Genomic DNA, 23,763 nt, shown 5'->3' on the forward strand with positions numbered 1-23,763 from the left:
GTAGCGCGCGTCAATATTTCGTTTCAATAGGTTTTATATTTGTAATGCAGTGCTGGCAAGCGTTGACAGCTCTCGTTTTTGCCAGAAAAAGGCGACGGGCTGCGACCGCCTACACTGCCCGCAGCGCTTGCGCAGCGGTGGGCTGGCAAAATCCCGGGGCGGGCGCGGGCTGACTGCGCGTGGCGCAACCAAGGCGGGCACAACCTGATAATGTGCTGCCTCAGCTTGGCACACAACAATGCAGATGAACCATATCCAACAACGAATCGACGCGGTCGGCCGCGAGCGGCTGCTGCACATCGGCCGAGGCATTGAAAAAGAAGGCCTGCGCGTGACCGAGGACGGCGCGCTGGCGATGACGCCGCACCCTGCCGCCCTGGGCTCGGCCTTGACGCACCCCAGCATCACGACCGACTTCAGCGAATCGCAGATCGAAATCATCACCGGCGTGCACCAAAGCGTGCAGGGGTGCCTCGACGACCTCTCGCAGGTACACCAGTATGTGTACCAGGTGCTGCAGGCCAATGACGAGCGCCTGTGGATTTCGAGCATGCCCTGCTCGCTGCCGCCGGACGAAACCATCCCGCTGGGCAGGTACGGCTCGTCCAACATCGGCCGCAGCAAGAGCGTGTACCGCATGGGCCTGGGCCACCGCTATGGCCGCCGCATGCAGACCATCTCGGGCATCCACTACAACTGGTCCATGCCCGGCATCAGCAGCGAAGAGTACTTTGCGCTGATCCGCAACTTCCGCCGCCAGGCCTTTGTGCTGCTGTACCTGTTTGGCGCATCGCCGGTTCTCTGTCCGTGCTTTGTGGAAGGCCGGCAGCACCAGCTGCAGCCACTGGGCGACGGCAGCGGCGCGCTCTACCTGCCGCATGCCACATCGCTGCGCATGGGGCGCCTGGGCTACCAGAGCGACGCGCAGGCGTCCATCAGCGTCAGCTACAACCACCTCAAGGGCTACGCCGATTCGCTGTACGGTGCGCTCACCCAGCCGTATCCGGCCTACGAGAAGATTGGCATCCAGAACCTGGGCGGCGAATACAACCAGCTGGGCACCAGCCTGTTGCAGATCGAAAACGAGTTCTACGGCACCATCCGCCCCAAGCGCACCGTGCAGCGCGGCGAGCGCCCCCTGCATGCACTGCGGGAGCGTGGCGTCGAATATGTCGAAGTGCGCTTGATGGACATCAATCCATTCGAGAGCATGGGCATTTCGGCGCAGACCATGCGCCTGCTGGACGTGTTCCTGCTGCACTGCCTGCTGTCAGACAGCCCGCCCGATTCGCCTGCCGAAATCGCCGAGATGAAGCACAACCAGCACCTGACTGCCGAGCGCGGCCGCGAGCCGGGCCTGCAACTGCAGCGCAATGGCCAGCCGGTGCTGCTGACCGGGTGGGCCGCAGAGGTGCTGCAGGCCTGCGCGCCCATTGCGGCGGCGCTGGATGCTGCCCACGGCGTGCAGGACTATTCGCAGGCGCTTGCTGCAGCGCACCAGTTGCTGGCCAATCCCGAGCAGACGCCATCGGCTCAGGTGCTGGCAGCGGTGACCGGACAGTTCCAGGGCCAGTTCAAGGCCTTTGGCGCCGCGCAGTCGCAAGCCGCCCGCGCCGCCACGCTGGCCCAACCCTGGAGCGAGGCACTGACCGCCAGCTACCAGGCCCTGGCGGCAGACTCCGTCGGCGCCCAGAAATCGCTGGAAGCGGCCGACACCGTGCCGTTTGAAGAATGGCGCCAGTGCTATATGTCGCCCGAGCACCTGGTCGTTTGACACCGCTGGTGAAGCCATCCATACCCAAGCCCGCCTGCGCGGGCTTTTTTGTTGCACCCAGGCTGCAGCGCGGGGCAGAGGATTGCAAGAAGTTGCAAGCGGCAGCCCGCTTCTCTTTTGATAGCTGACGGCGCGCACCATCGCGGCGCTATCATTTGTCTGACAACAAGAACTCCATCCATCCCGTATCGTTCAGCCATGGCGCATTTCTCTCCCGACCGCAGCTGGCGCACCTTCAAGCGCAGCCTGCTCAACCACTATGTGCTCAATGGGCTGGAGGTGGCGCTGGGCCTGTTCCTCGTCACCACGCTGGTGCACCTGGTCTGGGGCGTGCAGCATGCGGCGGCGGCCTCGGTGGGGGTGATTGTCACCATCGTGGTGGACATGCCGGCGCCCAAGCGTGGCAAATTCTGGCGCATGCTGCCTGCGCCGCTGCTGGGCGCGCCGCTTTTCTGGCTGGTGCAGCTATTGCACCAGCACCCGGTGCTGCTCGGCTTTCTGGCCGTGTTCTCCACCTTCTTCGGCTTTTTGTGGATGGCCTGGGGCAAGCGGGGCGGGCCGGTGGCCATTGCCGTGGTGCTGGCGATGGTGCTGGCCATGTCGATCACGCCGCAGCCCGGCCATGTGCTGGAGGTGGCAACGCAATCGACCCTGTTCTTCGTCATCGGTGCTGCCGTCTATCTGGTGTACGCCGTGGCGGCCAACGCCATCCTCAACCTGCGCTACCGCGTGCAGTTCATCGCCGATACGGTGCTGTCGCTGGCCGCGCTGATGCTGGAGCAGGCGCGCATGGTGCTGCCCGACGCCGCGCGCCATGTCGGGCTGGACGACGAGATGGTGGACGGCGAGGCCTATGGCGACAACCTGGCCGACCGCAATTTCGGCAGCTTCTCGCGCCAGAGCCCGCAGGCGGCGCACATGGGAAACCTGCTGGCGCGGCACGCCGCCTTTGCCGACCAGCTGCAGGCGGCGCGCGACATCGTGCTGGAGAGCCCGCGCACCCCACGCCGCCAGCGCCTGGCGGGCATGCTGATGCAGATGCTCGACATCCGTGACCATCTGCTCGCCTGCGAGCTCGATCTGGAGCACCTGCGCAAGGTGCCCGAGCAGGCACCCATGCTGCTGGCCCAGCAGGCCATGCTGCGCGCGCTGGCGCTGGAGCTGGTGCACCTGGCAGACAGCCTGCTGTGGGCGCGCAAGCCGCAGCCCATGGCCAACCTGAACACTTTGCTGCTGCCCATGAAGGCGGCCTGCACACCGCGTCAGCGCCTGGAAGAGACGCTGCCCGACCAGTACGACCCCGCAGCCCTGCCGCCGCAGGCGCTGTCACAGGAGCTGAGCGAGCGCATCGTGCGCATCCATGGCGAGGTGAACCGCCTGATCCAGCTGGGGCGCGACGAGGCTGAGCCCGATCTGGCCGTGGTGCGTGCCAGCTGGCAAATGTTCGTCAGCCCCACAGCCTGGTCGTGGTCGCCCTTCAAGGGGCTGATGAGCTGGGATGCACCGCCGCTGCGCCACGCCATTCGCGCTGCGCTGGCGATTGCACTGGGCTATGTGGTGGTACAGCTTCTGCCCTGGAAGGCGCATGCCTACTGGGTGCTGCTGACCATCGTGGTGGTGCTGCGCGGCAGTCTGGCGCAGACGCTGGAGCGGCGCACCATCCGCGTGCTGGGCACCTTGCTGGGCTGCGTGGCGGCGCTGGCCATTCTGTCGGCCCACCTGCCGCCGCTCGCGCTGATTCTGTGCCTCACGCTCGCGCAGGGCATATCGCACGGCTTTGCCCTGCGCCGCTACCTGTTCACCGCCATGGGGGCTACCGTGCTGGGTCTTGTGCAGGCGCACATGCTCAATGCCGAAGGCAGCACGAGCTTTCATATGTTCGAGCGCGTGGTCGACACCATCATCGGCACCGGCATCGCCTGGGCCTTTGCCTATGTGCTGCCTTCGTGGGAGCGCTCGCAAGTGCCTGCGCTGGTGCAGCGGGTGCTCAAGGCCCAGGCCGCGCATGTGCGCACATCGCTCTCGGTGGAGCAGTTGCAGGCCGTGGACAACGCGCCGGAGCTCGCCTGGCGCCTTGCAAGGCGTGAAGCCTATGACAGTCTCTCGGCATTGGTGCAGGCCGTGGACCGTTCGCTCAAAGAGCCGCGCGCCGTGCAGCCGCCGCTGCAGGCGCTGGAGCAATTGCAGGCCCACTGCTACCAGTTGCTGGGGCAGATGACCTCGGTCAAGATCATGCTGATGATGCGCCGGGGGCAGACGCCATCGTCGTTTGCCGTGCAGCAAATGCAGGAAACGGTGGCTGATGTCGATGCGCACCTGCTGGCGCCCGTGGCCGCAACGCCGCAGCCCGGAGACGCCGCTTTGCCCAAACCGCCCGCGCCAGAGCCCGTGCCTGATCCGGAAGACCGCGACCTGCTGCCCTGGCTGATGCGGCGCCTTGCGGCATCGCGCATCCTGGCGCGGCAGCTGCAGGCCGATGCAGCGCAGATTCACCAGGCATTGGCACGGCAGGAGCCTGAAATGCCTGCCGCAGAAGCCGCGCAGGCCCACTGATCAACGGCAGGATTGAATGCCCGACGGGGTGCCGGGCGAGGTGGGGAGCGCCTCGGTGTCGGCCAGGGCCTGCAGCGCGCACTCCTGCCAGTACATGGCGGCGGCAAAAAAACCTTCCCACACGCAGCCATTGCAGCCACGGCCGCAGCAGGTGGTGGGGGCATCGGGCGGCGCGCGCAGGCTGATGCGGCGTGCCGTGGCTGCTGCCAGCAGCGTGTCAAAACAGTCTCGTGCGGCTCGCAGACTGGTGAGCGACTGCAGGGCGGGCAGGGCAGTGGCGGCCGAAGGCACCGTCATTCCGAGGGGCGTGGCGGCACGGCCTTGCGGCGCAGGCCAAAGCGCACCACAAAGGCCGCCCCCAGTACCAGGGAAAACCAACCCACCGCAGCGGCCTTGGCGAAAACTCCCTGCACAATAGCGCCTTGGCTGACAGAGGGCGACACAACAATCACCAGCCCGATCAAGACCAGAATAATGCCTTTGATGAGCAGATCCTGATCGGATTTTCGCTGCGCATCCCACTGGCGTTGAGATAAAGAAGACATGGCTGCATTATCCGGCACCTGCGTCGTCCGCAGGCGCACCGGGCCCTGGCAGCCTGCAGAAAGCAAGATTATGAGTATCCAATGGTTCCCGGGGCATATGCACCTGACGCGCAAGCTGATTGCCGAGCGCATCAAAGACATCGATGTGGTGATCGAGGTGCTCGACGCGCGCATGCCGGGATCGAGCGCCAACCCCGCCCTTACCGAGCTGACGGGCCACAAGCCCACGCTCAAGATCATCAACAAGCAGGACATGGCCGACGCCGCGCGCACGGCGCTGTGGGTGGACTGGTACGACGCGCAGCACGAAACCAAGGCCCTGCCGCTCGATGCCAGCGAGCCCGCGCCCGCCAAGCGCCTGGTGGAAGCCTGCCGCAAACTGGCCCCCGGGCGCGGCGGCATGGCCAAGCCGCTGCGGGTGCTGATCTGCGGCGTGCCCAACGTCGGCAAATCCACCCTGATCAACAGCATGAGCGGCAAAAGCCAGGCCAAGGCAGGCGACGAGGCCGGCGTGACCAAGGACGAGCAGCGCATCGTGCTGGACGACGATTTCTACCTGTGGGACACCCCCGGCATGCTGTGGCCCAAGATCATCGTGCCGCAGACCGGCTACAACCTGGCCGCCTGCGGCTCGGTGGGTCGCAATGCGTATGACGACGAGCTGGTGGCTCTGGAACTGTTGCTGTACCTGCAAAAGCACTATGCCCGCCGCCTGGACGAACGCTACAAGCTCGGCCTGGACGACGACGAGATTGCGGCGCTGCACGACGACGAACTGCTGACCCTGATCGGCAAGAAGCGCGGCGCGGTGATGAGCGGTGGCCGGGTGAACCTGCAAAAGGCGGCAGAGCTGCTGATCACCGATTTCCGCACGCAGATGCTCGGTCGCATCACGCTGGAGACGCCGCCAGAATTCGAGCAGTGGCGTGCTGCAGGAGAAGCCACAGAGGCCGAGCACCAGGCCAAGAAGGCCGAACACGCCAAGCACCGCAAGGCTGGCCGCAAACGCTATTGAGACAACAGCAGTTGGCGCTTGCTGGCTGGCTGCCGCGGGCTCCAAAGGCGGGGCATGCAAAAATGCTGCCCATATCGACGCCTTGCAGCGTGCTTTTCGCATCATTGGCGACTTGCCGGCAGATAGCATCCAAAGCCAGCACAAAGTCGTGCAAAGCCCGCTGTTGAGAGGTTGCATTTTTGCAACGAATTTTGTATAATGCTTGATTCCCGCCAGTCTTGGCACTACATTCATCGCTCATCTTCCTATCGCTGCAGTAACGAATGACCTTCTGCAGCGCACCGCAAGGAGTTTTTGCTATGTCCTGTTTCATGTTCAACCATTTCGACTGAACACGGTTCTTGCCCCGGCTGAACTGTGGTCACACCGTTCAGCCTCGGCCCAGATCGCTGCCCGCTCCCCTTGCAGGCAGGATCGACAAAAGCCCTGGCTTCCCCGCCGGGGCTTTTTGTTTGGGCCCGCGCCTTCCTGTTACCTGTGCAGGTGCCTGGCGCGGCCCGTGAGGAACCGCACAATGAGTGCAAAAACCGTTTCCCGCGCCTATGGAGAAGGCCGGGTCAAGGCCTTGCGCCGCATGAAGCAGCCGATGGCGCTGCTGATCGTGGCCGATGCCGCTCCTTTCAACCCTGTTGCCAAAGCCATGGCCCAGCGGCGTCTGTCCGGCGCCGCTGGCAAGCACATCCGCAGCCAGGGCGCGCAGCGCCGGGCCGACCGCATGGCTTTGCAGCAGGTCATACGCAGGGATGGTCGTGATGACTGATTCCGTTTTCAAACCATCCGACGGCTTTGTCCTCTTGGGTACGCGAATGGTTGAACAATGGAAAGCCTCTGCCAATGATGAGAACAAGAACATGAACGATCTGAGAACCCCGAGTGAGCTGCTCCTGCGTGAGCAGATGCATGAACGTCAACAAAACCTGCAGGCCATTGCGGCGCAGCTGAAAACCGAATTGATCGGTATTGATGACGTGATCGACCGTGTCATTGGCGCCGTGCGCGCCTGGTACGTGATGCCGCAGCTCATTACCCGCCCCGTGATCGTGTGCCTGTGGGGCCTCACAGGCACAGGCAAGACCCAGCTGACCAGGCGCCTGGCGCAGCTTCTGGGTTTTTACGATCGCTTTGTCGAAGTGCAGATGGATGGCTTCAGTCAGAACAGCGGCAACTACGGCGCATCAACGATTTCTGGCACGCTCGAGAGTGCCGGTCTGGTCGAAGGCGTGCCGGGTATCCTGGTGCTCGACGAGTTCCAGCGCTACCGCACGGTGAGCAGCCGGGGTGAGGACAGCAAGGTCGAGCGTTACCAGGACGTGTGGGCGCTGCTGTCGGACGGCAAGCTGCCACCTGCGCTGTCGGAGCTGCACAACATGGAGCGCAAGCTGGCCGATGCGCACTATGAGGCGGAGCGCGAAGACGAGGATGACGAAGAGGAGCGACGCAAGAAGCAGAAGCTGCGCTACAAGATTGACGCCTGGGACGCGCAGGCGCTCAAGCGCAGCCTCAAGCTGGCCGAGCCGCTGATCGAGATCATGCAGTGGAGCAACGACTACATCCACCAACTGCTGGTCAAGTTCCGCGAATCGCAGCAATCCTGGGAGACCGACTACAGCAAGCTCCTGGTGTTTGTCTGCGGCAACCTCGACGAGATGTACACCGAGACGGCCAGCCGCGTGGAGGACTGTGACACCGATGCCGACATCTTCCACCGGCTCACGAGCCGGTTGTCGTTGATCGATGTCAAGCGCGCGCTGGCCGAGCGCTTCAAACCCGAGCAGATTGCGCGGCTGGGCAACCACCATGTGATCTACCCATCGTTCAGCCGCGCTACCTATGAGCAGCTGATTGCCGCTACGGTGCGCAACTACGTGCAGGGCATTGCCGACAACTGTGGCCTGCATTTCGTGATCGGCAGCGATGTGCTGGCGCAGATCTACCAGAACGCGGTGTTCCCCACCCAGGGCACGCGTCCGCTGTTCTCGTCGGTGCACACGATCCTGTCGAGCTCGCTGGTCGATGCGGCGCTCTGGGCGCTGGAGCAGGGGGCGCAGGCAGGCCAGTCGCTGCAGGTGCACATGGCGCCTGATACGGCGGAGCTGGTGGTGCAGATGCAGCTGCCGTTGCATGAAGCCGTTGGCGGGCAGGTGCACAGCCAGCGCTTTGCCGTGCCGCTGGATCTGAACCGGATCAAGCAGCGCACCAGCGCAGATTTCCGCGCGCTGCTGGCGGTGCATGAGGCGGGACATGGCCTGGTGTATGCGCTGCTGTTTGGCCGCGCGCCGCAGGAGCTCAAGATCAACATCGCCACGTTCGAAGGCGGCTACAACAGCTTTACCGAGCTGCAGGCCACCTCGCGCCGCAACATGCTCGACATGGTGTGCGTGGGGCTGGCTGGCCGCGCTGCCGAGCGCCATGTGTTTGGCGAGGCCGCCTGCACCACCGGTGCCGAGCAGGACATCCGCCAGGCAACGGCCGAGGCTGCGCGCTACCTGCGCCACCTGGGCTTTGGCGACCGTCTTTCGCGCACCGATGTGGCGGACGAATCCGGTGAGAACATGAACACCGAGGTGGAGCCGACCAACACTGCCATCGAAGCACTGCTGCAGGCGCAGATGCTGCGTGCCCAGCAACTGCTGGTGCAGCACGACGCCTTGCTGGTGGCGATGACGGAAGTGCTGATGCGTGAGGGCCTGATCACCCCGGCCGCGATGGTGGCGCTGTGTGCTGCCCAGGGCCAGCCCGTGGCGCTCACAGTGGCCAAGGGAGGCGACGCGCCAGAGCCCAAGCTGGTGCTGGAGCCCTATGCCAGCATGCTGGCAGCGCATACCCAAGGGGCTGCATAGACCGCGCGGCGGCGCTGCCGTATTTTTGAGCGTACAGCGTTTTTAAGTTGAGTTGCTTTTGAGCCACCCATGGACTGCGGGTGGCTTTTTTTATGCAGCGTTCATACTGCTGCTCGGTTAGCTGTAACGGGGCGTTTGGTGCCTAAGATTCTCTCAGGTCATGCAAGCCTGAAGGCTCCCTGCAACATATATGCTTCTATATTAATAAATGCGATTTCATTTTGGTGAAAATGTAATATATATATTAATCTGGGGGGATGATGCAAAATATTCCAATCTATATAGAAAGGAATGCATATGCAAAAAAATAGGGCGGCTCGACTGCTAAGAGCTGCTGCATGCTTGGGGCTCATGGCATGGAACTTATCCAGCCACGCCCAGGGCGTAAACAGCACGGCTTTTGTTCAAACGGTTGCAGGCGGGGGCACTGCTGCAGCCACCGGAAAAGCCATTTCTCTGAATATTGGCGCCCACGGGGAAGTAGTATTTGATGCCGCTGGAAATTTCTATATACCTGACTATAACGGAAGTCGCGTTATCAAGGTAGATTTAGCAGGAAATTTCACAGTAGTCGCTACCGGCGCCACCTTCACCGACTTGGCCATTGATACCGCGAACAATATTCTTTATGCAGCGGGTTATGGCTCGGGTGCAATTTTTCGCGTAGACCTCAACACCAATACGCAGACTGCCTTGATCAGCCCTGGAGGCACACCAGTGGGTGTGGCACTGTCGCCGGACGGAACAAAGCTCTACTACAGCATCCAAACTCAATGCAGTTGGTACCGCTTGGATTTGCCAAGCACCACGCCCACTCTGATTGCTGGAGATGGAAACTGTACTGCCCCGTTTGTGACTGATGGTAGCAGCGCAACTTTAGGTAGCTTTCATGCTAATAACGAAGGCGTTGTTGCAGACGGCAATGGCAACGTATACATTGCAGACGCAGGTGACAACCGCATTTGGCGCATCAATGCGGCAGGCACTGCAAATATCATTGCAGGCAATGGCATTGCAGGCACTGCAGGAGACGGCGGGCCCGCCACGGCGGCCAATCTCAACTTTCCAGACTTCATGGTTCTGGATGCCAATGGTGATCTGATCTTTTCAGACCGAAATAACTCGGCGATTCGCAAAGTGGCTTTGAGCACCGGCATCCTCACCACACTGACGGGCGGCTTGGCAACCACCACATCGTCTGCCAATGGAGAGCCTTTCGCCACCACGAATTTTAATGTCACCATAGGGCTGGGTATTGATGCTGCAGGCTACTACTATGTCAATACAAGTGGGTTGATCCGACGTTTTGCGCCATTCCCCATCACCATGGGCAAGACGGTGACCAATGCACCCCCAGAAGGCGTTTCGGGCAGCTTTGGCCTGGGTATTTCTTGTAACGATGGCAGCAGCAACCCCGGCACGCTCACACTGGGCAATCAGGCAACCAATAGCCAGTTGTTGCAATACATGCCGTCACTCGGGGCAACTTGCACCGTGGCAGAAAGCACGCCATTGCCTGCCGCTCCCGCCTACCATGAATGGACGGGTGCACCGAGTTACTCCGTTGATGGCGGTGCGCCAACCGCGCAACTTAACAACCTGCTGATTGACAGCACGGGTCATTCGGTGATGGTGACCAACAATCTTTTGCGCCAGACCTCCACTTTGAACGTGACAAAGCTGATCGCACCTAGCACGGTGACAGCGGCAGGAGATTTTGGTTTTGCCGTAAATTGCCAGACCCCTGTCGGTAGCTATACAGGCACGGTGACCGTGGCCACAGGCAATACGGCATCCAGCGCCATCAGCGTACCTGCAGGTAGTACAAATTGCCAGATCAGCGAGACGAGCAAAGCCACGCCGCCCCAGGGCTACCAATGGATTGATCCGGTGTATCAACAACCGTCTGCTGGCCCGCTGCAGGATGGTGTTGCCGTGAGTGTCAGCATTACCAATACGCTGCGCGCCAACTCTAGCGCCAGTGCTGCACCTGTGCCTGTGCTTTCTTTGCCTGGGTTGTTGGCATTGGGGGTTTTGATGGCTGGCGTTGCAGGTTGGGGCCGCCGTCGCAATCTGCAGTAAACTGGTGACGGAAGAGAGATTGGTGCGATTTCTCTTCCGTGCATTACTGGTTCATGCACTGTAAGCGCTCATCTCTGGCGCCAGTCTGCTTTCAAGCCACCCGAGAACTGCGGGTGGCTTTTTCATGCGGCTTTCAAGCGGCCCTTTGCAGCCCTCACGCATACATTCATGCCGCTGCAAGCGGCTTCATTGCGCGCTATCGGCTCCTTTGCCGGTCAGCTGGCGCACGGTAAAGCCTTCTTTCTGCAGCAGTTGCAGCAGGTTGTTGTCTCCCACCATGTGCAGCAGGCCGACGGCGATGAACAGCTTCGGGTGCTGGGCGACCAAGGGGGAAATGCGTTCTGCCATGCGACGGTTGCGGTCGTCGAGCATGGCGGTTTTCATACCCAGGTCGTCCATGCAATTGCAGGTACGCATCAGCGTCTCCAGGGCCGCCAGATCGCCGCTTTGCCAGTGGCGCACCAGGTCGCCGGTGATCTCGCGGCTCTTGCCGCTGCGGATGTCGTCCAGCACCTTGGTGATGTCGTCGGGGGTGGCCAGGTTGGCCAGCGAATCCTTGCCGCCCAGGCCCATGGCGTCGAGCTGCTCCTGCGCAGTTTCGAGTGCCAGGATCGGCCGGCCCCCGGCCTGCGCCATGGCTGCCAGGTTCAGATCGATGCCAAAGGCCATGCTGTAGCCATCGCGCGACACATCGGCCACGGCGAGTGCCAGTATCTTGGCAATGGTGGCCATGCCTTGCCAGCTGCTGCGCTCCACGCACAGCGTCTGGGCCATGGCATCCATGCGCGCACGCAACTGCGGGTTGTTGCGCATCACCAGTTGCTGCGCGTCGCTGTCGCGGGCCATGGCCTGCATCAAGGTCTGCAGGGTTTGCGGGTCCAGCGGATTGAGTTCCAGCGCAATGGCGGGGGCGGCGCGCAGGGCCCGCGCGGTACGCGGGCCGGGGTAGATCCACGGCAGCTTGCCCAGGTGAATGGTGCCTAGCAGGTACGCGGTGTGCTCGCCTTTGCGCAGTTCCCACAGAACGCCTTGGTCGGGATGCTGGCGCTGTGCCTCGGCCTGGTAGTCGGCCGGGCTTGGCAATGTGGGCGCGGGGCACTGCAGAGGCGCTGCGGCGGTGCTGGTACTGGCAGGTGATTGCGGAGCGCGGGCCTGCGCGCCAGGCGTGGCCAGCAGGGCGCCGCCTGCCAGCGCCAAAGCCGCAAGGCCCGTCTTGACACAGGATGTCTGAAAATAATTTACTATATTTTTGATAGCTGATGGCGCTTGACAGTATTGCGCCAGAGGCAGTTTTCTCCGCAAATCTCTCTCCCGGTAGTGGCAGAGCGCATTGTTGCCGCAAACGCAAAAAAAGCGAATGCCGGGCATTCGCTGTGTTGTGCCAAGGCAGCGGTGCGTTTACTGCGCCTGGATCTGGGCTTCCCGCACCACCTTGCCATTGGCTTCCCATTCCTTGCGGATCAGGGCCTGGAACTGGTCTGCGCCCATGGACAGCGGGATGTTGTCGAGCGAACGCAGCTTGTCCTGCACCTCGGTGTGGGCCAACTGGGCGTTGATGGTCTGGTTCAGGCGCTGCACCACGGCAGCAGGCGTGCCTGCCGGTGCGTAAAAGCCGAACAGCGAGGTGAGGTTGGCGCTTTGGTAGCCCAGCTCGCCGAGCGTGGGCACCTGCGCAAATGCCGCGGCGCGCTCGGGGCCGGTCACCGCCAGCACGCGCAGCTTGCCTTCGGCGATCAGCGCATTGATGGGCGCGTAGGGGTTGGCCACCAGCAGATCGAACTGGCCGCCTGCGGCATCGGTGATCAGCTGGCTGCCGCCCTTGTAGGGCACGTGCACGAGGTTGGCGCCGGTCTGGCGGGTGAACTGCTCGATCATGATGTGGCCCAGCGTGCCGTAGCCGGAGCTGGCGATGGTCACGCCCTTGGCGCTGGCCTTGGCAGCAGCGAGCACGTCGGCAACGCTGCTGCCCTTGAAGGCCTTGGTGGCCAGCAGGTACACCGGTGCATACATGGTGGAGGCCACGGCGCTGATCTGCTTCATCGGGTCGTAGGCCACCTTCATCACGTGCGGCAGCAGGGTGAGGGTGCTGATGCCGGAAAAGGCCAGCGTGTGGCCATCGGGGGCAGAGCGAGCGAGCGCGTCCATGCCCATGCTGCCGCCCGCGCCGGGCTTGTTGTCCACGATGATGGAGGTTTGCAGCAGCGGTGCCAGCAGGTCGGCAAACTGGCGCGCCACCACATCATTCACGCCACCGGCCGGGAAGGGCACGATGATGCGGATGGGCTGGCCGCCGGGCCAGGGCTTGTCTGCAAAGCTGCTGCCGCAGGCAAGGCCCGCAGCCAGGGCGGCGCCGGTTTTCAGCCATTGGCGACGGGAGAATGGGGAAGTCATGGGCATCCAGGGCATATGAAGGGCTCAGGGCTCAGCGCACGGCCTGGGTGTCAAACCAGCGGCGCGCCAGGCGGTCCCAGAAACGGGCGCCCAGATCGAGGTTGTTGTCGTTGAAGTCGTAGCCGGGGTTGTGCAGGCCTACCCCGGGCTGGCCATCGGCGCCATTGCCGATCCAGCCGTAGGCGCCGGGAACGGCTTCGAGCATGAAGCCGAAGTCTTCGGCGGTCATCGCGGGCAGCACATCGGTGTGTGCATGGGCGTCTCCCACCATCTCGCGCATCACCTCGCCCATGAACACCGCTTCCTTTCTGTGGTTGGTGGTGTTGGGGTAGCCGGGTTTGATGATGACTTCGGCGCTGGCAAAGTGCGCCTCGGCAATGTGGCTGCTGATGCGGTGCAGGCCGTCGATCAGGAACTGTTGCGAGGCATTGGTGAGGTTGCGGCAGGTGCCGTAGATGCGCGCTTCGTCGGGGATGATGTTCTCCACTGTGCCGGACTCGATCTTGCCGATGGTGAGCACTGCGCTGTCCAGCGGATCGGTGCCGCGCGAGATGAGGGTCTGCAACTGGCCGACGATGGCGCAGGCCACCGGAATCGGATCGATGGTGGTGTGGGGCAGGGCGGCATGGCCGCCACGGCCACGCACGATGATCTCGAACCGCAGCGCCGCTGCCATGATGGGGCCGACGCGCACGCCCATCTCGCCCTGTGGCAGCGCGGGCCAGTTGTGCAGCGCAAACACGGCCTGGCAGGGAAATTGGGTAAAGAGCCCGTCATTCATCATGGCGCGCGCCCCGGCACCGCCTTCTTCGGCGGGCTGGAAGATCAGGTGCACCGTGCCATCGAAATCGCGCTGGCGCGAGAGCAGCTCGGCCGCGCCCAGCACCATGGTGGTGTGGCCGTCATGGCCGCAGGCGTGCATGCGGCCTTCGTACTGGCTGATGTGGCCGAACTGGTTGGTCTCCTGCACGGGCAGGGCGTCCATGTCGGCGCGGATGCCGATGGCAGGCCCCGGGTTGGTGGCATCGCGCCCCTTGCCGTGAATGCTGGCAACAATGCCGGTGGTGCCCAGGCCCCGCGCCATGGGGACGCCCAGCGCCGTGAGGTAGGCTGCAATCTTGTCAGCCGTGCGGCTTTCTTCGTACTTCAGCTCCGGGTGCATGTGCAGGTCGCGGCGGAATGCGGTGAGTTGGTTGATGTTGGGTGCGTTATCTTTGTCGATGTACATGGCTCAATCTCCCGGGATCGATGAAGGCGGCCGGGCCGGTGGTTGCACCGATTATGCGGCTGCCAAAACTACTTCTGTTTATATGGTTAGGCCCATCATTGTCACCCGCAGGACGCGCCGGGCATGGGTGTGGGCCATGGTGGGCTGCATCGGGATTCCATTGGCAGCCAATACATGAGGCTGGGCCGGGTTCTGAATTTTTATCGAATTTATTTATTAAAGTATTTGTTATTCTGATAAAACCCTGTTCTGGTTCCGGATCCGATTCATTGAATGCTGTGCGGGAGATTTGCATGAAGGGCAGTTTGATCAGAAGCATAGGCCTGAGCGCGTTGATGCTCGCCGTCTCTTGCGCGTATGCGCAAAACAGCTATGCCCCGCAAAACGGTACCTGGGTCGTGAGCAGTGAGCTGGACGGCAAACCAGGCCGCGGCCTGGCGCTGGATGTGCAGTTTGGCTCGATGGTGCTGCAGCTGTATGGGTACAACGCAGACGGCTCGCCCACGTTCTACATGGCCAGCGGCAATTTTCAGATGGCGGTGGGCACGCCCTTTGTCGCGCCTCTCAAGCGTTACGCAGGGGGCCGGTACTTTGGCAGTGATGCGCGCGATGCCCAGGAGCTGGATACGGCTGGCGATGTCACCGTCATTTTCGACAGCGCCACGACGGCAACCTTGACGCTGCCCGGCGAACAGCCGGTGCGCATCGAGCGCCTCTACTATGACAATCCACTGATCCAGCCGGGGCAGCGAGCCACATTCTTGCTGGGCCATTCCTGGCAGCCGGATGCCTCGGCGCTTGCGGCCAGCCTGGAAATGACCGGCGACGGCTCCGTCAGCTTTCAGTACCCGCGCTATGACCCGGATGCCAACAAATTCCTGACCATTCAATGGCCTTGCAAGGCAGAGCAGGCGCGGCAGGCCCTGGTCTGCGAACGCCTGAGGGACGATGGCGAGGTTCTGGACCGCGTGGTGCTCAAGCGTTATCTCAACGAGCTGATCGGCGTGGTGGAGACCAATGATGTGCGGGGCTCCAACCGTGGAGCAGAGGCTTTCAAGGGCCCTTTGCTGACCGTGCATGACAGCAGCAACACATTGAAAGCCCTGCCGCTGGACACAGCCACGCCGCCCGCAGGCGCGGCCGGGGCCGTGGTTCCCGACAGCGGCACCTGGGTGGTGACGGAAGAGAGCACCGGCCAGCCCGGCCGGGGGCTGAGCATCGACCCGCAAGGCGGGCAGGTGCTGGTGCAGGTGTTCAACTACGGCAGCGACGGGCAGTCGACCTTCCATATGGGTACAGGCCCGTACCAGCAGGGCGCCGCAACCGTGGCGCTCAAGCAATACCGAGGCGGTCGTTCCCTGGGCGGTGCGGCCGCGTCGGGTACCGAAATGGGCGAGCCCCAGGCGATGGGCCTGCAATTCGATACGGCCACCAGCGGCTGGGTACAGTTTCCGGGCGAAGCGGCAAAGCGCATCCATCGCTTTCAGTTTGGCGTGAACCATTGGTTTGTTGAGACCAGCAGGCAGCCATTGATGTATCTGGAAGGGGAGTGGTCTGCGGTATCAGCCGATCCCAACATGGCGCTGCGGACCAAGCTCTCGCCGGTCAACTGGCAACCAGGGGTCAATCCGCCGACTTCGTACGAAAACGTGCCCGATATCAACTCCAGTGAAAAAGTGAAGTGCTGGTACGAGCAAACCGCCGACGGCAATGTGCGCTGTAAGGTGACGGACAAGCGGCTGGGCAGCTATCCGGAGCTGGAATACCGCTTTGCGCTCAGCTACCGGGGGCGCAGCCTGGCCACCGTGTACCGGCTGCTGGGTGACCAATCGGTGCTGCTGCTGGGGCAGGTGCCTTTGATCCGCACAAGCAATTTTTACACCGCATTTGACGAGGGCATTGGTTTGCCCAGAACACGCTGACATGGCGAGCCGTATGGAAGACGGGGATTTTGTATGAAGCGTTTGCGTAGACAGATACTGTTGCTGCTGGGGGTTGCCGCAGGCATGGCTCCGGCGTGGGCCGCGCGTGATTTCACGCCGCTGGCGGGCACATGGGTGATCGATGCCGAGCTGGATGGCAAGCCAGGGCGCGGTCTGGCGGTTGACGTGCAGGGCAATGCCGTCGTGCTGCAGGTCTATGGCTACGAGACCGATGGCGCCGCCACCTTCTACATGGCTTCTGGCCAGATGGACGGAGACAGTGCAGTGCTGCCGCTGCAGAAGTTCAAGGGGGGAGTCGCCCTGGGCGGTGCGGTGCAGGATGCAGCGCTTGCCGAGAGCGTGGGCAATGTGCGGCTGCAGTTTGCCAACGGCGTGCAGGGCAGCATCCAATTGCCTGGTGAGCCCGCGTATGCCATGCGCCGCTTCATCTTCAACCCGCGTGGTGAACAGCCGACCTACCGGCGGCAGCGCTTTGCGCTGGCTGAACTCGATGCCGAGCGCCATCCCGTTGGTTTATGGAATCTGGAGGTCTATGGCTCGGGGCGCTTGATCTTGAAAGGGCAGGCTCCATCGGCATACTGGTACTTTGTATGCCAGCCAGCCGATGAACACGGCACCGTGGAGTGCAGTGGAGAGGTGCCAGCTGACACATCCACCAAAAAAGTTCGGCTGAGTTACCAGCAGCATCTGTATGACCTGAGCGTCCTGATGGAGGTCGAGGGTGAGCCCGCTCGCCGGATGGTTGGCGCTTACCAGGACACTGCGACACCGAGGTCGATGCCATCAAGTGCCGATCAGATATGGTTTTCGGGATTTCAGGGAGGCTATGGAGGGCAGCGCATTCCAGAGCCGGGTACCTGGATCGTGCGGGATGAAAAGACCGGCAAGCCCGGTCGCGGCTTCAGCCTGGATGTGCAATTTGACCAGGCACTGCTGCAGGTCTTCAATTACCGGCCCGATGGCCGCGCCACCTTTCACATGGGCTCGGGAGAATATGCCAAATCGAAGGCACAGATTGCACTCAAGACCTACCAGGGGGGGCGCTACCTGGGCGGGCCGTGGCAATCGGCCTCCGAGGCATCCGATGCAGGGTTGACGACTGTCAATTTTGACCGCATAGACAGCTACAAGAACATGAATGAAGGCTCGATTCGCCTGCCGCAGGAGCCGCTGCGCGTGATCGAGCGTTTTGAGCTGCAGCCAACGCGTCCCGATCTCGCCAGCCTGATGGGCGATTGGATCTTTACCGACAGAGATCTAGAGTTCTTTGTTGCGTTGAACAGGATCAACGGCAAGGTGCTGAGCAATGAGGCTGGAGATTTTCAGTGCCAGTTCATCGAGCTGCTGACGGATACCGTGGTCGAATGCACGAGCGTAGCTGCCACTGATAAACGGGCCGTTCGTTTCAGCTTCCCTTTCAGCTACCGAGGGCGCAGCGTGGCCACGGGCGGCATCGCCTTTCGAGTCCGTGACAGGTTTGGCAATCTCACAGGCGTGGGTCCACTCATCAAGCAGTAAACACGTTCTAAGCAAGTGCGCTGGCAGATGAACGGTTGTGGCGATTGCGCAGTTGCGCCTATTTTGCGAAATGGTGCAACAGGTGCTGCCATTGCAGCAGGCTGGGGTGATCGCCTGTAGCGGGCGGGCATTCCCTGGCTGTGGGCCATTGAAGGCCGCTGTGCAGTTGCAGAGCCTGTTGCGTGTACGGATGCGCCAGGTGCATGCCCCAGGCATGCAGCCATAGCCGCTGCAGGCCCAGGCGCTCGGCCCACCAGCGGTTGAGCGGACCCTTGCCGTGGGTGGCATCGCCGATGATGGGGTGGGCGATGTGCTTGAGGTGGCGGCGAATCTGGTGGCGGCGCCCGGTGTGCGGCTCGGCCAGCACGAGCGACAGGCGCGTGCCGGCAAAGCGGCTGTCATAGGCATCGGGGTGTTCCAGCGCGGCCAGCCTCGAAAAACGGGTCTGAGCAGGTTGGGCGGGGGCGTCAGCCGGTGCGTCGTCGGGGCGCAGGGCGTGGTCTACCTCACAGTGCTCCGGCGCCCAGCCGCGCACCAGGGCCAGGTAGCGTTTGTGGATCTGGTGGTTTTCAAACTGCGCGCGGGTGCGGCTGGCGGCTTCGGGGTGCAGGGCCAGCAGCAGCACGCCGCAGGTGCCTTTGTCCAGCCGGTGCAGCGGGTAGACATGCTGGCCGATCTGGTCGCGCAGGGTCTGCACGATGAAACGTGTCTCGCCCGCGTCCAGCCCCGTGCGATGCACCAGCCAGCCCGCTGGCTTGTAGATGGCAATCAGGTGCTCGTCTTGCCACAGCACGGGCAGTGGGCTGCCCTCGGCATGCGTGTGCGCAACAGCGGGGTCGATGGTTGGAAGCATGGGGTGAAATTGGGCTGTAGCGCTTGTCAGTAAAGCGCAGCAAGCTATCTATTTTATAGTTTTGTGCCTTGCCGTGCTTGCCACAGCCCAAACAGCACCATGCCTGCCAGCATGGCAGCGCTGAAGATGGCGGCCGATTCCATGCCCGCTGTGATGCCGACCAGCGCCGGGCCGGGGCAGTAACCGGCCAGACCCCAGCCTATGCCAAAGAGGACCGAGCCCACGACAAGCGGCGCGTCGAGCGCCTTGCTGGCTGGCAACTGCATGGCCTCGCCCAGCAGGCTGCGCTGGCGTTGGCGGGCCAGTGCAAAGCCGGGCAGCCCCACGGCAATGGCGCCGCCCATCACCAGGGCCAGTGAGGGGTCCCAGGCACCGGCCAGATCGAGAAAGCCCAGCACCTTGTGAGGATCGGCCATGCCCGATACCAGGAGGCCCAGGCCAAACACCAGGCCCACGATGGCAGCAATGATGGTGGTCATGACAGTCTCCTTACAGAAAGTGGCGCGCCACAAACACGGTGGCAAAACCGGCAGCCATGAAGCACAGGGTGGCGACCAGCGAACGCATCGACAGGCGGGAGAGCCCGCACACGCCGTGCCCGCTGGTGCAACCCGAACCCAGGCGCGTGCCAAAGCCCACCAGGAGCCCGGCGATCACCAGCACCGGCCAGCTTGCCGGGCTGGCTGCCGCAGGCATGGGCGCAAACAGGCCATAGACCCAAGGCGCAGCCAGCAGGCCAATGATGAACGCCACCCGCCATGCCTCACCTGACGCGCGTGGTGGCAGCAAACTGCCCACAATGCCGCTGATGCCGGCGATGCGACCATTGAACAGGACGAGCAGCACGGCGGCCAGGCCGATCAGGGCGCCGCCAAGCAGGGCGGCCACAGGGGTGAAGGCGGTCATATCAATGGTCATGGCGGGCTTTCGTGGGGGGGAAGGGGTGCAGTGCATCAGGGCGCGGGGCAGTACTGGGTGTACATGGTCTGCAGCAGTGCCAAAAGGCGAGCGTCGGCGACCTGGTAGTAGATGTTCTTGCCTTCGCGCCGTGTGGTGACGGCGTTCTCGCGCCGCAGCACGGCCAACTGTTGCGACAAGGTGGGTTGCAGAATGCCCAGATGTGACTCCATATCGCTGACGCAGCATTCGCCCTGGCTCAGGTGGCACAGCAGCAGTAGTCGGTCTTCGTTGGCGAGCAGCTTGAGGGCCGCAACTGCCTGCTGGGCGGCGTGGCGCATGGCTTCAGGGGGCAGGTGGTGGGCGGTAGGACTATCAGTCATCGAAAGGCAGGTTGACATGGAGCCTTGCACAGAGGCCTGGTTTTCATTATATTAAAATATATATTGTTTTTTGTGAATGTGTTTTTAACCATGGTATCTTCCGCTCCATTCGGCATTCAGGCGTTTTTTGACGAGGTGACGGGCACCGTCAGCTATGTGCTGCACGATGCCGCGAGCCGTGCGGCGGCGGTGATTGACCCGGTATGGGACTTTGACGCCAAGAGTGGCCGCACCAGTACGGTATCGGCCCAGCGCATCGTTGATTACCTGCAAGCGCAGCAGCTGGATCTGCGCTGGGTGCTGGAGACGCATGCACATGCCGATCACCTCTCGGCTGCCCAGTGGCTGCGCGCGCGGGTGCCTGCCGGTACGGCCCGCATAGCAGCACCGGTTGTGATTGGTCAGCACATCATCGCTGTGCAGAAGGTGTTTGGCGGCATTTATGCAATGGATGATTCCATCGCACCACAAGGGGCAGACTTTGACAGGTTGTTGGGCGATGGCGATGTGCTGCAACTGGGCGCCACCCGCATACGCGCCTTGAGCGTGCCGGGCCACACGCCCGCAGACCTTGCCTATGCGGTAGAAGGTGGCGATGGCAGTGGTGTTGGTGCCATTTTTGTGGGCGACACCCTGTTCATGCCCGATGTGGGAACGGCGCGCTGCGACTTTCCGGGCGGCGATGCGCACCAGCTCTATCGTTCCATCCGCAAACTGCTGGCGCATGCGCCGCACACCGCGCTGTACGTCTGCCACGACTACCCGCCTGCAGGCCGTGCTCCCGCATGGTGCAGTACGGTGGCCGAGCAGTGTGCCCACAACATCCATGTGCACGACGGCATTGATGAGGCCGCGTTTGTTGCAATGCGTCGGGCACGCGATGCAACGCTGGCTGTACCGCAGTTGATGCTGCCTTCGGTGCAGGTCAATATCCGTGCGGGCAAGCTACCGGAAGCGGACGCGCAGGGCCGGTGCTTTCTCAAGCTGCCGGTGAATGCGCTCTAGCGGCGGTAACTGTTCTCGCCTTATCGGCCGGCAGACTGGTGCTGCGCGTCTTCAAAGCGGTTCACATTCCACAGGCTGGGGAAAAGCCGCGTCCACAACCCCACCACGGCCAGCGTGCACAGCCCGCCTGCCACGGCGGCGGGCACGGCCCCCAGCAACGCAGCGCTGCTGCCCGCGCGGAACTCGCCCAGTTCATTCGAAGAGCCGATGAACAGCATGTTGACCGCGTTGACGCGGCCCCGCATGCCATCGGGCGTGGCAAATTGCAGTAGTGCGCCGCGCACGTACACGCTCACCATATCGGCCGCACCGGCCACTGCGAGCGCGATGCAGGACAGCCACAGCCAGTGCGACAGCGAGAACACGAGGTTGGCGATGCCGAAGATGGCGACAGCCAGCATCATGCGTTTGCCCACATGCGTGCCAAAGGGGCGGTTGCTCAGGTACAGGCCCGCGCAGACCTCGCCCATGGCCATGGCGCTGCGCAGCAGGCCCAGGCCTTCGGGGCCGGTGTGCAGCACTTCGTGCGCGTAGATGGGCAGCAGCGCCACCACGCCGCCCAGCAGCACGGCAAACAGATCGAGCGAGATCGTGCCCAGCACCATCGGCCTGCCGAAGATGAAGCGGATGCCGGTACCAAAGCGCTGCCAGATGGTGTCGGCGGGTGCATCCACCCGGTCCTTCGCACGGGGCGCGGCATACAGTACCTGCACGCGCAGCAGCAAGACGGTGCCGACCGCAAACGCCAGCAGGCAGGTGCCATAGGTCCATTCCGCGCCACCTGCGGCATACAGAAAGCCGCCCAGCATGGGCGCGCCGATGGCGGCGCACCGCATGACCACGCTGTTGGTTGCGATGGCCTTGGGCAGCAGTGCCTGCGGCACCAGCTGTGGCAGCAGGCTTTGCAGGGCCGGGCCGGAAAACGCCCGCGTAGCCCCATACAGCACCAGCACGGCATAGATGCCGGCGACGCCCGCATGTCCATGGCCCGACAGCCACAGCAGCAGCGCGCTGCAGACGCCGCCGATGGCCCAGCTGGCTGCCAGTACCTTCTTGCGAGGCAGGCGGTCAATCAGCTCGCCTGCCGGCAGCAGCAGCACCAGCATGGGAATGAACTGTGCCAGGCCCACGAAGGCCAAGGCCATCGGATTGCGCGTGAGGTCATACACCTGCCAGGCCACCACTACGGCCTGGATCTGCGTGGCGCCAACGGCAAACACGCGGGCCACCAGAAAAGTCAGAAAGCCGCTGTGTTGATCGCGCAGCAGGGGAGGGTGGGCTGAGGTGGGTGGAACGGGCATGGATGGCAATGACACGCGTCTGGGCCGCATGGCGCAATCGAGGCAACTGCAGTGTTGTTGGTGGTTGTGGCGCCATTCTGCCACGGCGGCTCAACTCTTATATAAGAGTTAGGCTTCGCAAGCGTGCAACAGGGTGTTGCCCAAAAACTGGGCAAGAAGAAAATGTGCTTGAAGATCAAGTATCTTGGTCGCTTTTGCCAAGCTTATGCACAGAAGCATCCCCGCTGGATGGGAATAACTGCGACTGTTGCAAGAGCGCCCTCGGCCAAGCCTGGCGGGCAGGAGCGGGCTTTGCATTGCAGCGGTAGAAGGGGCAGCGCGCGGCCATGAAAAACCCCCGGCAAGCCGGGGGTGGATTTGGTGTTGCGTGCAGCGCTTACTTGGTGCGCTCGGATTCCACCGTCATGTCCAGCACGTAGGCGTAGCGCGAGGCGTCGGCAGGCGGGTTCTGCACCGTGTAACGCTTGACGCGCAGCACATTGCGAATGCCCGGCTCATGCTGGTAGCCTTCGATGTTGCCGTAGAAGTTGCCCCACTCACCAGTCGTGGTCTTGCGGCCGGCGCTGTCATAGTGCACATCACGAACCTGCAGGCACTGGGTTCGCATCACGCCTGCGCTGCAGGGCTTGGTCTGGGGGCCCACTTCCAGGAAGATGGTCTCGCCCGCATTGCCATACTTGGTGGCATTGGTGGGCACGGCCTTCAGATTCCAGCGGCTGCCGTCATTGAAGCTGAGCACCATGCTCTGCGGGTTGGCATCTTGCGCAATGCGCACGCTTTGCGCGCGCGGCAGTTGGGCGCCAACGGCTTGTTCCAACTGCATCACCCGGCCGTCGGCGCAGGCCATCTGGGTCGAGATCATGTTGCCGATCGTGATCTTGTCGCCATCGAGTTGGTAGCTGCCGCCGAGGTTGTTGCAGATCTTGGTGGAGACCAGCTGCTGGCCAGGCTGACTGCCCGCAGAAAAGTTCAGGCGCACGGCAGTCTTGGGGGCCAGCGCGGTGAAGCTGGGCAGCGCGCGGCCGGATTGGTCCTGGGCGCTTTCCAGGTCCCAGTGGTAGGCCTGCAGGGTTTTGTTGAGTGCAGAGGAGTTCATGCCGGGATTGGTGGAGGAGGATGCGCCAGGCTTGCTGGTGGAGGGGTCGGCCGAGCCCGTGCTGCTGCAGGCAGCGATGCCGAGCAGGGCGGTGGAGGCGAGAGCGGCGAGAGGCCAGCGTGTCATGGTGGATTCCTTTCTGGATGTGGGATGGTAGCCGATGGGGCTGCCAGCCGGTGGTTGGAACGCAAACACGTTCAACAGGGGTGTGCGCCATCCTAGAGGATGGGCATGTACGCAGGTTGTAGGCTGTTATCCGTTTTGATGGCCTGCGTGTGAGGGGATGCTGCGATGCAGTACTGCACAAAAGATGAGCAGTGATCAATAATTTTTATAAAA

The 23,763-nt window shown here is 62.7% G+C and carries 20 protein-coding genes; 9 read left to right on the forward strand and 11 right to left on the reverse strand.

Annotation, left to right across the window (positions count from 1 at the left end):
- Window positions 1-244: 244 nt before the first annotated feature.
- Together gshA and LAD35_RS06530 are read left to right on the forward strand one after the other, a co-directional pair.
- On the forward strand, window positions 245-1,774 hold the full coding sequence (gene gshA, locus LAD35_RS06525; RefSeq protein ID WP_224151894.1) for a glutamate--cysteine ligase: 1,530 nt from the start codon (window positions 245-247) through the stop codon (window positions 1,772-1,774).
- Between the two features lie 198 nt (window positions 1,775-1,972).
- Window positions 1,973-4,327 (forward strand): FUSC family protein, encoded by a 2,355-nt coding sequence (locus LAD35_RS06530; RefSeq protein WP_224151895.1) that lies wholly within the window; start codon window positions 1,973-1,975, stop codon window positions 4,325-4,327.
- Here the strand turns inward: LAD35_RS06530 and LAD35_RS06535 are convergent, their stop codons facing one another.
- Together LAD35_RS06535 and LAD35_RS06540 are read right to left on the reverse strand one after the other, a co-directional pair.
- Complete coding sequence (locus LAD35_RS06535; protein ID WP_224151896.1) at window positions 4,328-4,624, reverse strand: oxidoreductase-like domain-containing protein; 297 nt, start codon at window positions 4,622-4,624, stop codon at window positions 4,328-4,330.
- A complete protein-coding gene (locus LAD35_RS06540) occupies window positions 4,621-4,872 on the reverse strand; it encodes a hypothetical protein (protein ID WP_224151897.1) in 252 nt (83 codons plus the stop codon). Before LAD35_RS06540 ends, LAD35_RS06535 begins: the two co-directional genes overlap by 4 nt.
- Before the next feature lie 70 nt (window positions 4,873-4,942).
- Here LAD35_RS06540 and ylqF point away from each other — a divergent pair, with 70 nt between their 5' ends.
- From ylqF to LAD35_RS06560, 4 genes are all read left to right on the forward strand, one after another.
- Window positions 4,943-5,887, forward strand: a complete 945-nt coding sequence (gene ylqF, locus LAD35_RS06545; RefSeq protein ID WP_224151898.1) for a ribosome biogenesis GTPase YlqF — start codon at window positions 4,943-4,945, stop codon at window positions 5,885-5,887.
- Between the two features lie 514 nt (window positions 5,888-6,401).
- Window positions 6,402-6,647, forward strand: coding sequence for a hypothetical protein (locus tag LAD35_RS06550; protein ID WP_224151899.1), 246 nt, complete (start codon window positions 6,402-6,404; stop codon window positions 6,645-6,647).
- Entirely contained in the window at window positions 6,640-8,727 is a 2,088-nt protein-coding gene (locus LAD35_RS06555; protein ID WP_224151900.1) for an AAA family ATPase, read from the forward strand. Before LAD35_RS06550 ends, LAD35_RS06555 begins: the two co-directional genes overlap by 8 nt.
- Before the next feature lie 291 nt (window positions 8,728-9,018).
- Window positions 9,019-10,809, forward strand: coding sequence for a DUF5979 domain-containing protein (locus tag LAD35_RS06560; protein WP_224151901.1), 1,791 nt, complete (start codon window positions 9,019-9,021; stop codon window positions 10,807-10,809).
- A gap of 186 nt (window positions 10,810-10,995) precedes the next feature.
- On the opposite strand, the gene LAD35_RS06565 is transcribed toward LAD35_RS06560, so the two are convergent.
- The 3 genes from LAD35_RS06565 to LAD35_RS06575 all read right to left on the reverse strand — a co-directional run bounded on the left by LAD35_RS06565 (window position 10,996) and on the right by LAD35_RS06575 (window position 14,428).
- Window positions 10,996-12,006: a TraB/GumN family protein gene (locus tag LAD35_RS06565; protein ID WP_224151902.1), complete on the reverse strand. Its 1,011-nt coding sequence runs from the start codon at window positions 12,004-12,006 to the stop codon at window positions 10,996-10,998.
- Between the two features lie 201 nt (window positions 12,007-12,207).
- Complete coding sequence (locus LAD35_RS06570) at window positions 12,208-13,200, reverse strand: Bug family tripartite tricarboxylate transporter substrate binding protein (protein WP_224151903.1); 993 nt, start codon at window positions 13,198-13,200, stop codon at window positions 12,208-12,210.
- A 31-nt stretch (window positions 13,201-13,231) separates the two neighbouring features.
- Complete coding sequence (locus LAD35_RS06575; RefSeq protein WP_224151904.1) at window positions 13,232-14,428, reverse strand: M20 aminoacylase family protein; 1,197 nt, start codon at window positions 14,426-14,428, stop codon at window positions 13,232-13,234.
- 335 nt (window positions 14,429-14,763) lie between these two features.
- Between LAD35_RS06575 and LAD35_RS06580 the strand changes: the two genes are divergently transcribed.
- Both LAD35_RS06580 and LAD35_RS06585 read left to right on the forward strand, forming a co-directional pair.
- Window positions 14,764-16,350, forward strand: a complete 1,587-nt coding sequence (locus LAD35_RS06580) for a hypothetical protein (protein ID WP_224151905.1) — start codon at window positions 14,764-14,766, stop codon at window positions 16,348-16,350.
- 33 nt (window positions 16,351-16,383) lie between these two features.
- Window positions 16,384-17,889, forward strand: a complete 1,506-nt coding sequence (locus tag LAD35_RS06585) for a hypothetical protein (RefSeq protein ID WP_224151906.1) — start codon at window positions 16,384-16,386, stop codon at window positions 17,887-17,889.
- A 58-nt stretch (window positions 17,890-17,947) separates the two neighbouring features.
- On the opposite strand, the gene LAD35_RS06590 is transcribed toward LAD35_RS06585, so the two are convergent.
- From LAD35_RS06590 to LAD35_RS06605, 4 genes are read right to left on the reverse strand one after another with little or no spacing between them, the layout of a single operon-like run.
- Window positions 17,948-18,742 (reverse strand): pseudouridine synthase, encoded by a 795-nt coding sequence (locus tag LAD35_RS06590; RefSeq protein ID WP_224151907.1) that lies wholly within the window; start codon window positions 18,740-18,742, stop codon window positions 17,948-17,950.
- A 53-nt stretch (window positions 18,743-18,795) separates the two neighbouring features.
- Window positions 18,796-19,221 carry a DUF6691 family protein gene (locus LAD35_RS06595; RefSeq protein WP_224151908.1) on the reverse strand — a complete coding sequence of 142 codons (426 nt, stop codon included), beginning with the start codon at window positions 19,219-19,221 and terminating at the stop codon, window positions 18,796-18,798.
- Between the two features lie 10 nt (window positions 19,222-19,231).
- Window positions 19,232-19,660, reverse strand: a complete 429-nt coding sequence (locus LAD35_RS06600) for a YeeE/YedE family protein (RefSeq protein WP_224151909.1) — start codon at window positions 19,658-19,660, stop codon at window positions 19,232-19,234.
- Between the two features lie 35 nt (window positions 19,661-19,695).
- Window positions 19,696-20,040 (reverse strand): ArsR/SmtB family transcription factor, encoded by a 345-nt coding sequence (locus LAD35_RS06605; protein ID WP_224151910.1) that lies wholly within the window; start codon window positions 20,038-20,040, stop codon window positions 19,696-19,698.
- Window positions 20,041-20,112: 72 nt separating this feature from the next.
- On the opposite strand from LAD35_RS06605, the gene LAD35_RS06610 reads away from it, so the two are divergent.
- Window positions 20,113-21,027, forward strand: coding sequence for an MBL fold metallo-hydrolase (locus tag LAD35_RS06610; RefSeq protein ID WP_224151911.1), 915 nt, complete (start codon window positions 20,113-20,115; stop codon window positions 21,025-21,027).
- A 20-nt stretch (window positions 21,028-21,047) separates the two neighbouring features.
- Here LAD35_RS06610 and LAD35_RS06615 read toward each other — a convergent pair whose 3' ends face one another.
- Window positions 21,048-22,328: an MFS transporter gene (locus LAD35_RS06615; RefSeq protein WP_224151912.1), complete on the reverse strand. Its 1,281-nt coding sequence runs from the start codon at window positions 22,326-22,328 to the stop codon at window positions 21,048-21,050.
- Window positions 22,329-22,704: 376 nt separating this feature from the next.
- Window positions 22,705-23,550, reverse strand: coding sequence for an META and DUF4377 domain-containing protein (locus tag LAD35_RS06620; protein ID WP_224151913.1), 846 nt, complete (start codon window positions 23,548-23,550; stop codon window positions 22,705-22,707).
- Between the last annotated feature and the right edge of the window lie 213 nt (window positions 23,551-23,763).

This window comes from Comamonas odontotermitis (assembly GCF_020080045.1).
Classification (GTDB): Bacteria; Pseudomonadota; Gammaproteobacteria; order Burkholderiales; family Burkholderiaceae_C; genus Comamonas; species Comamonas odontotermitis.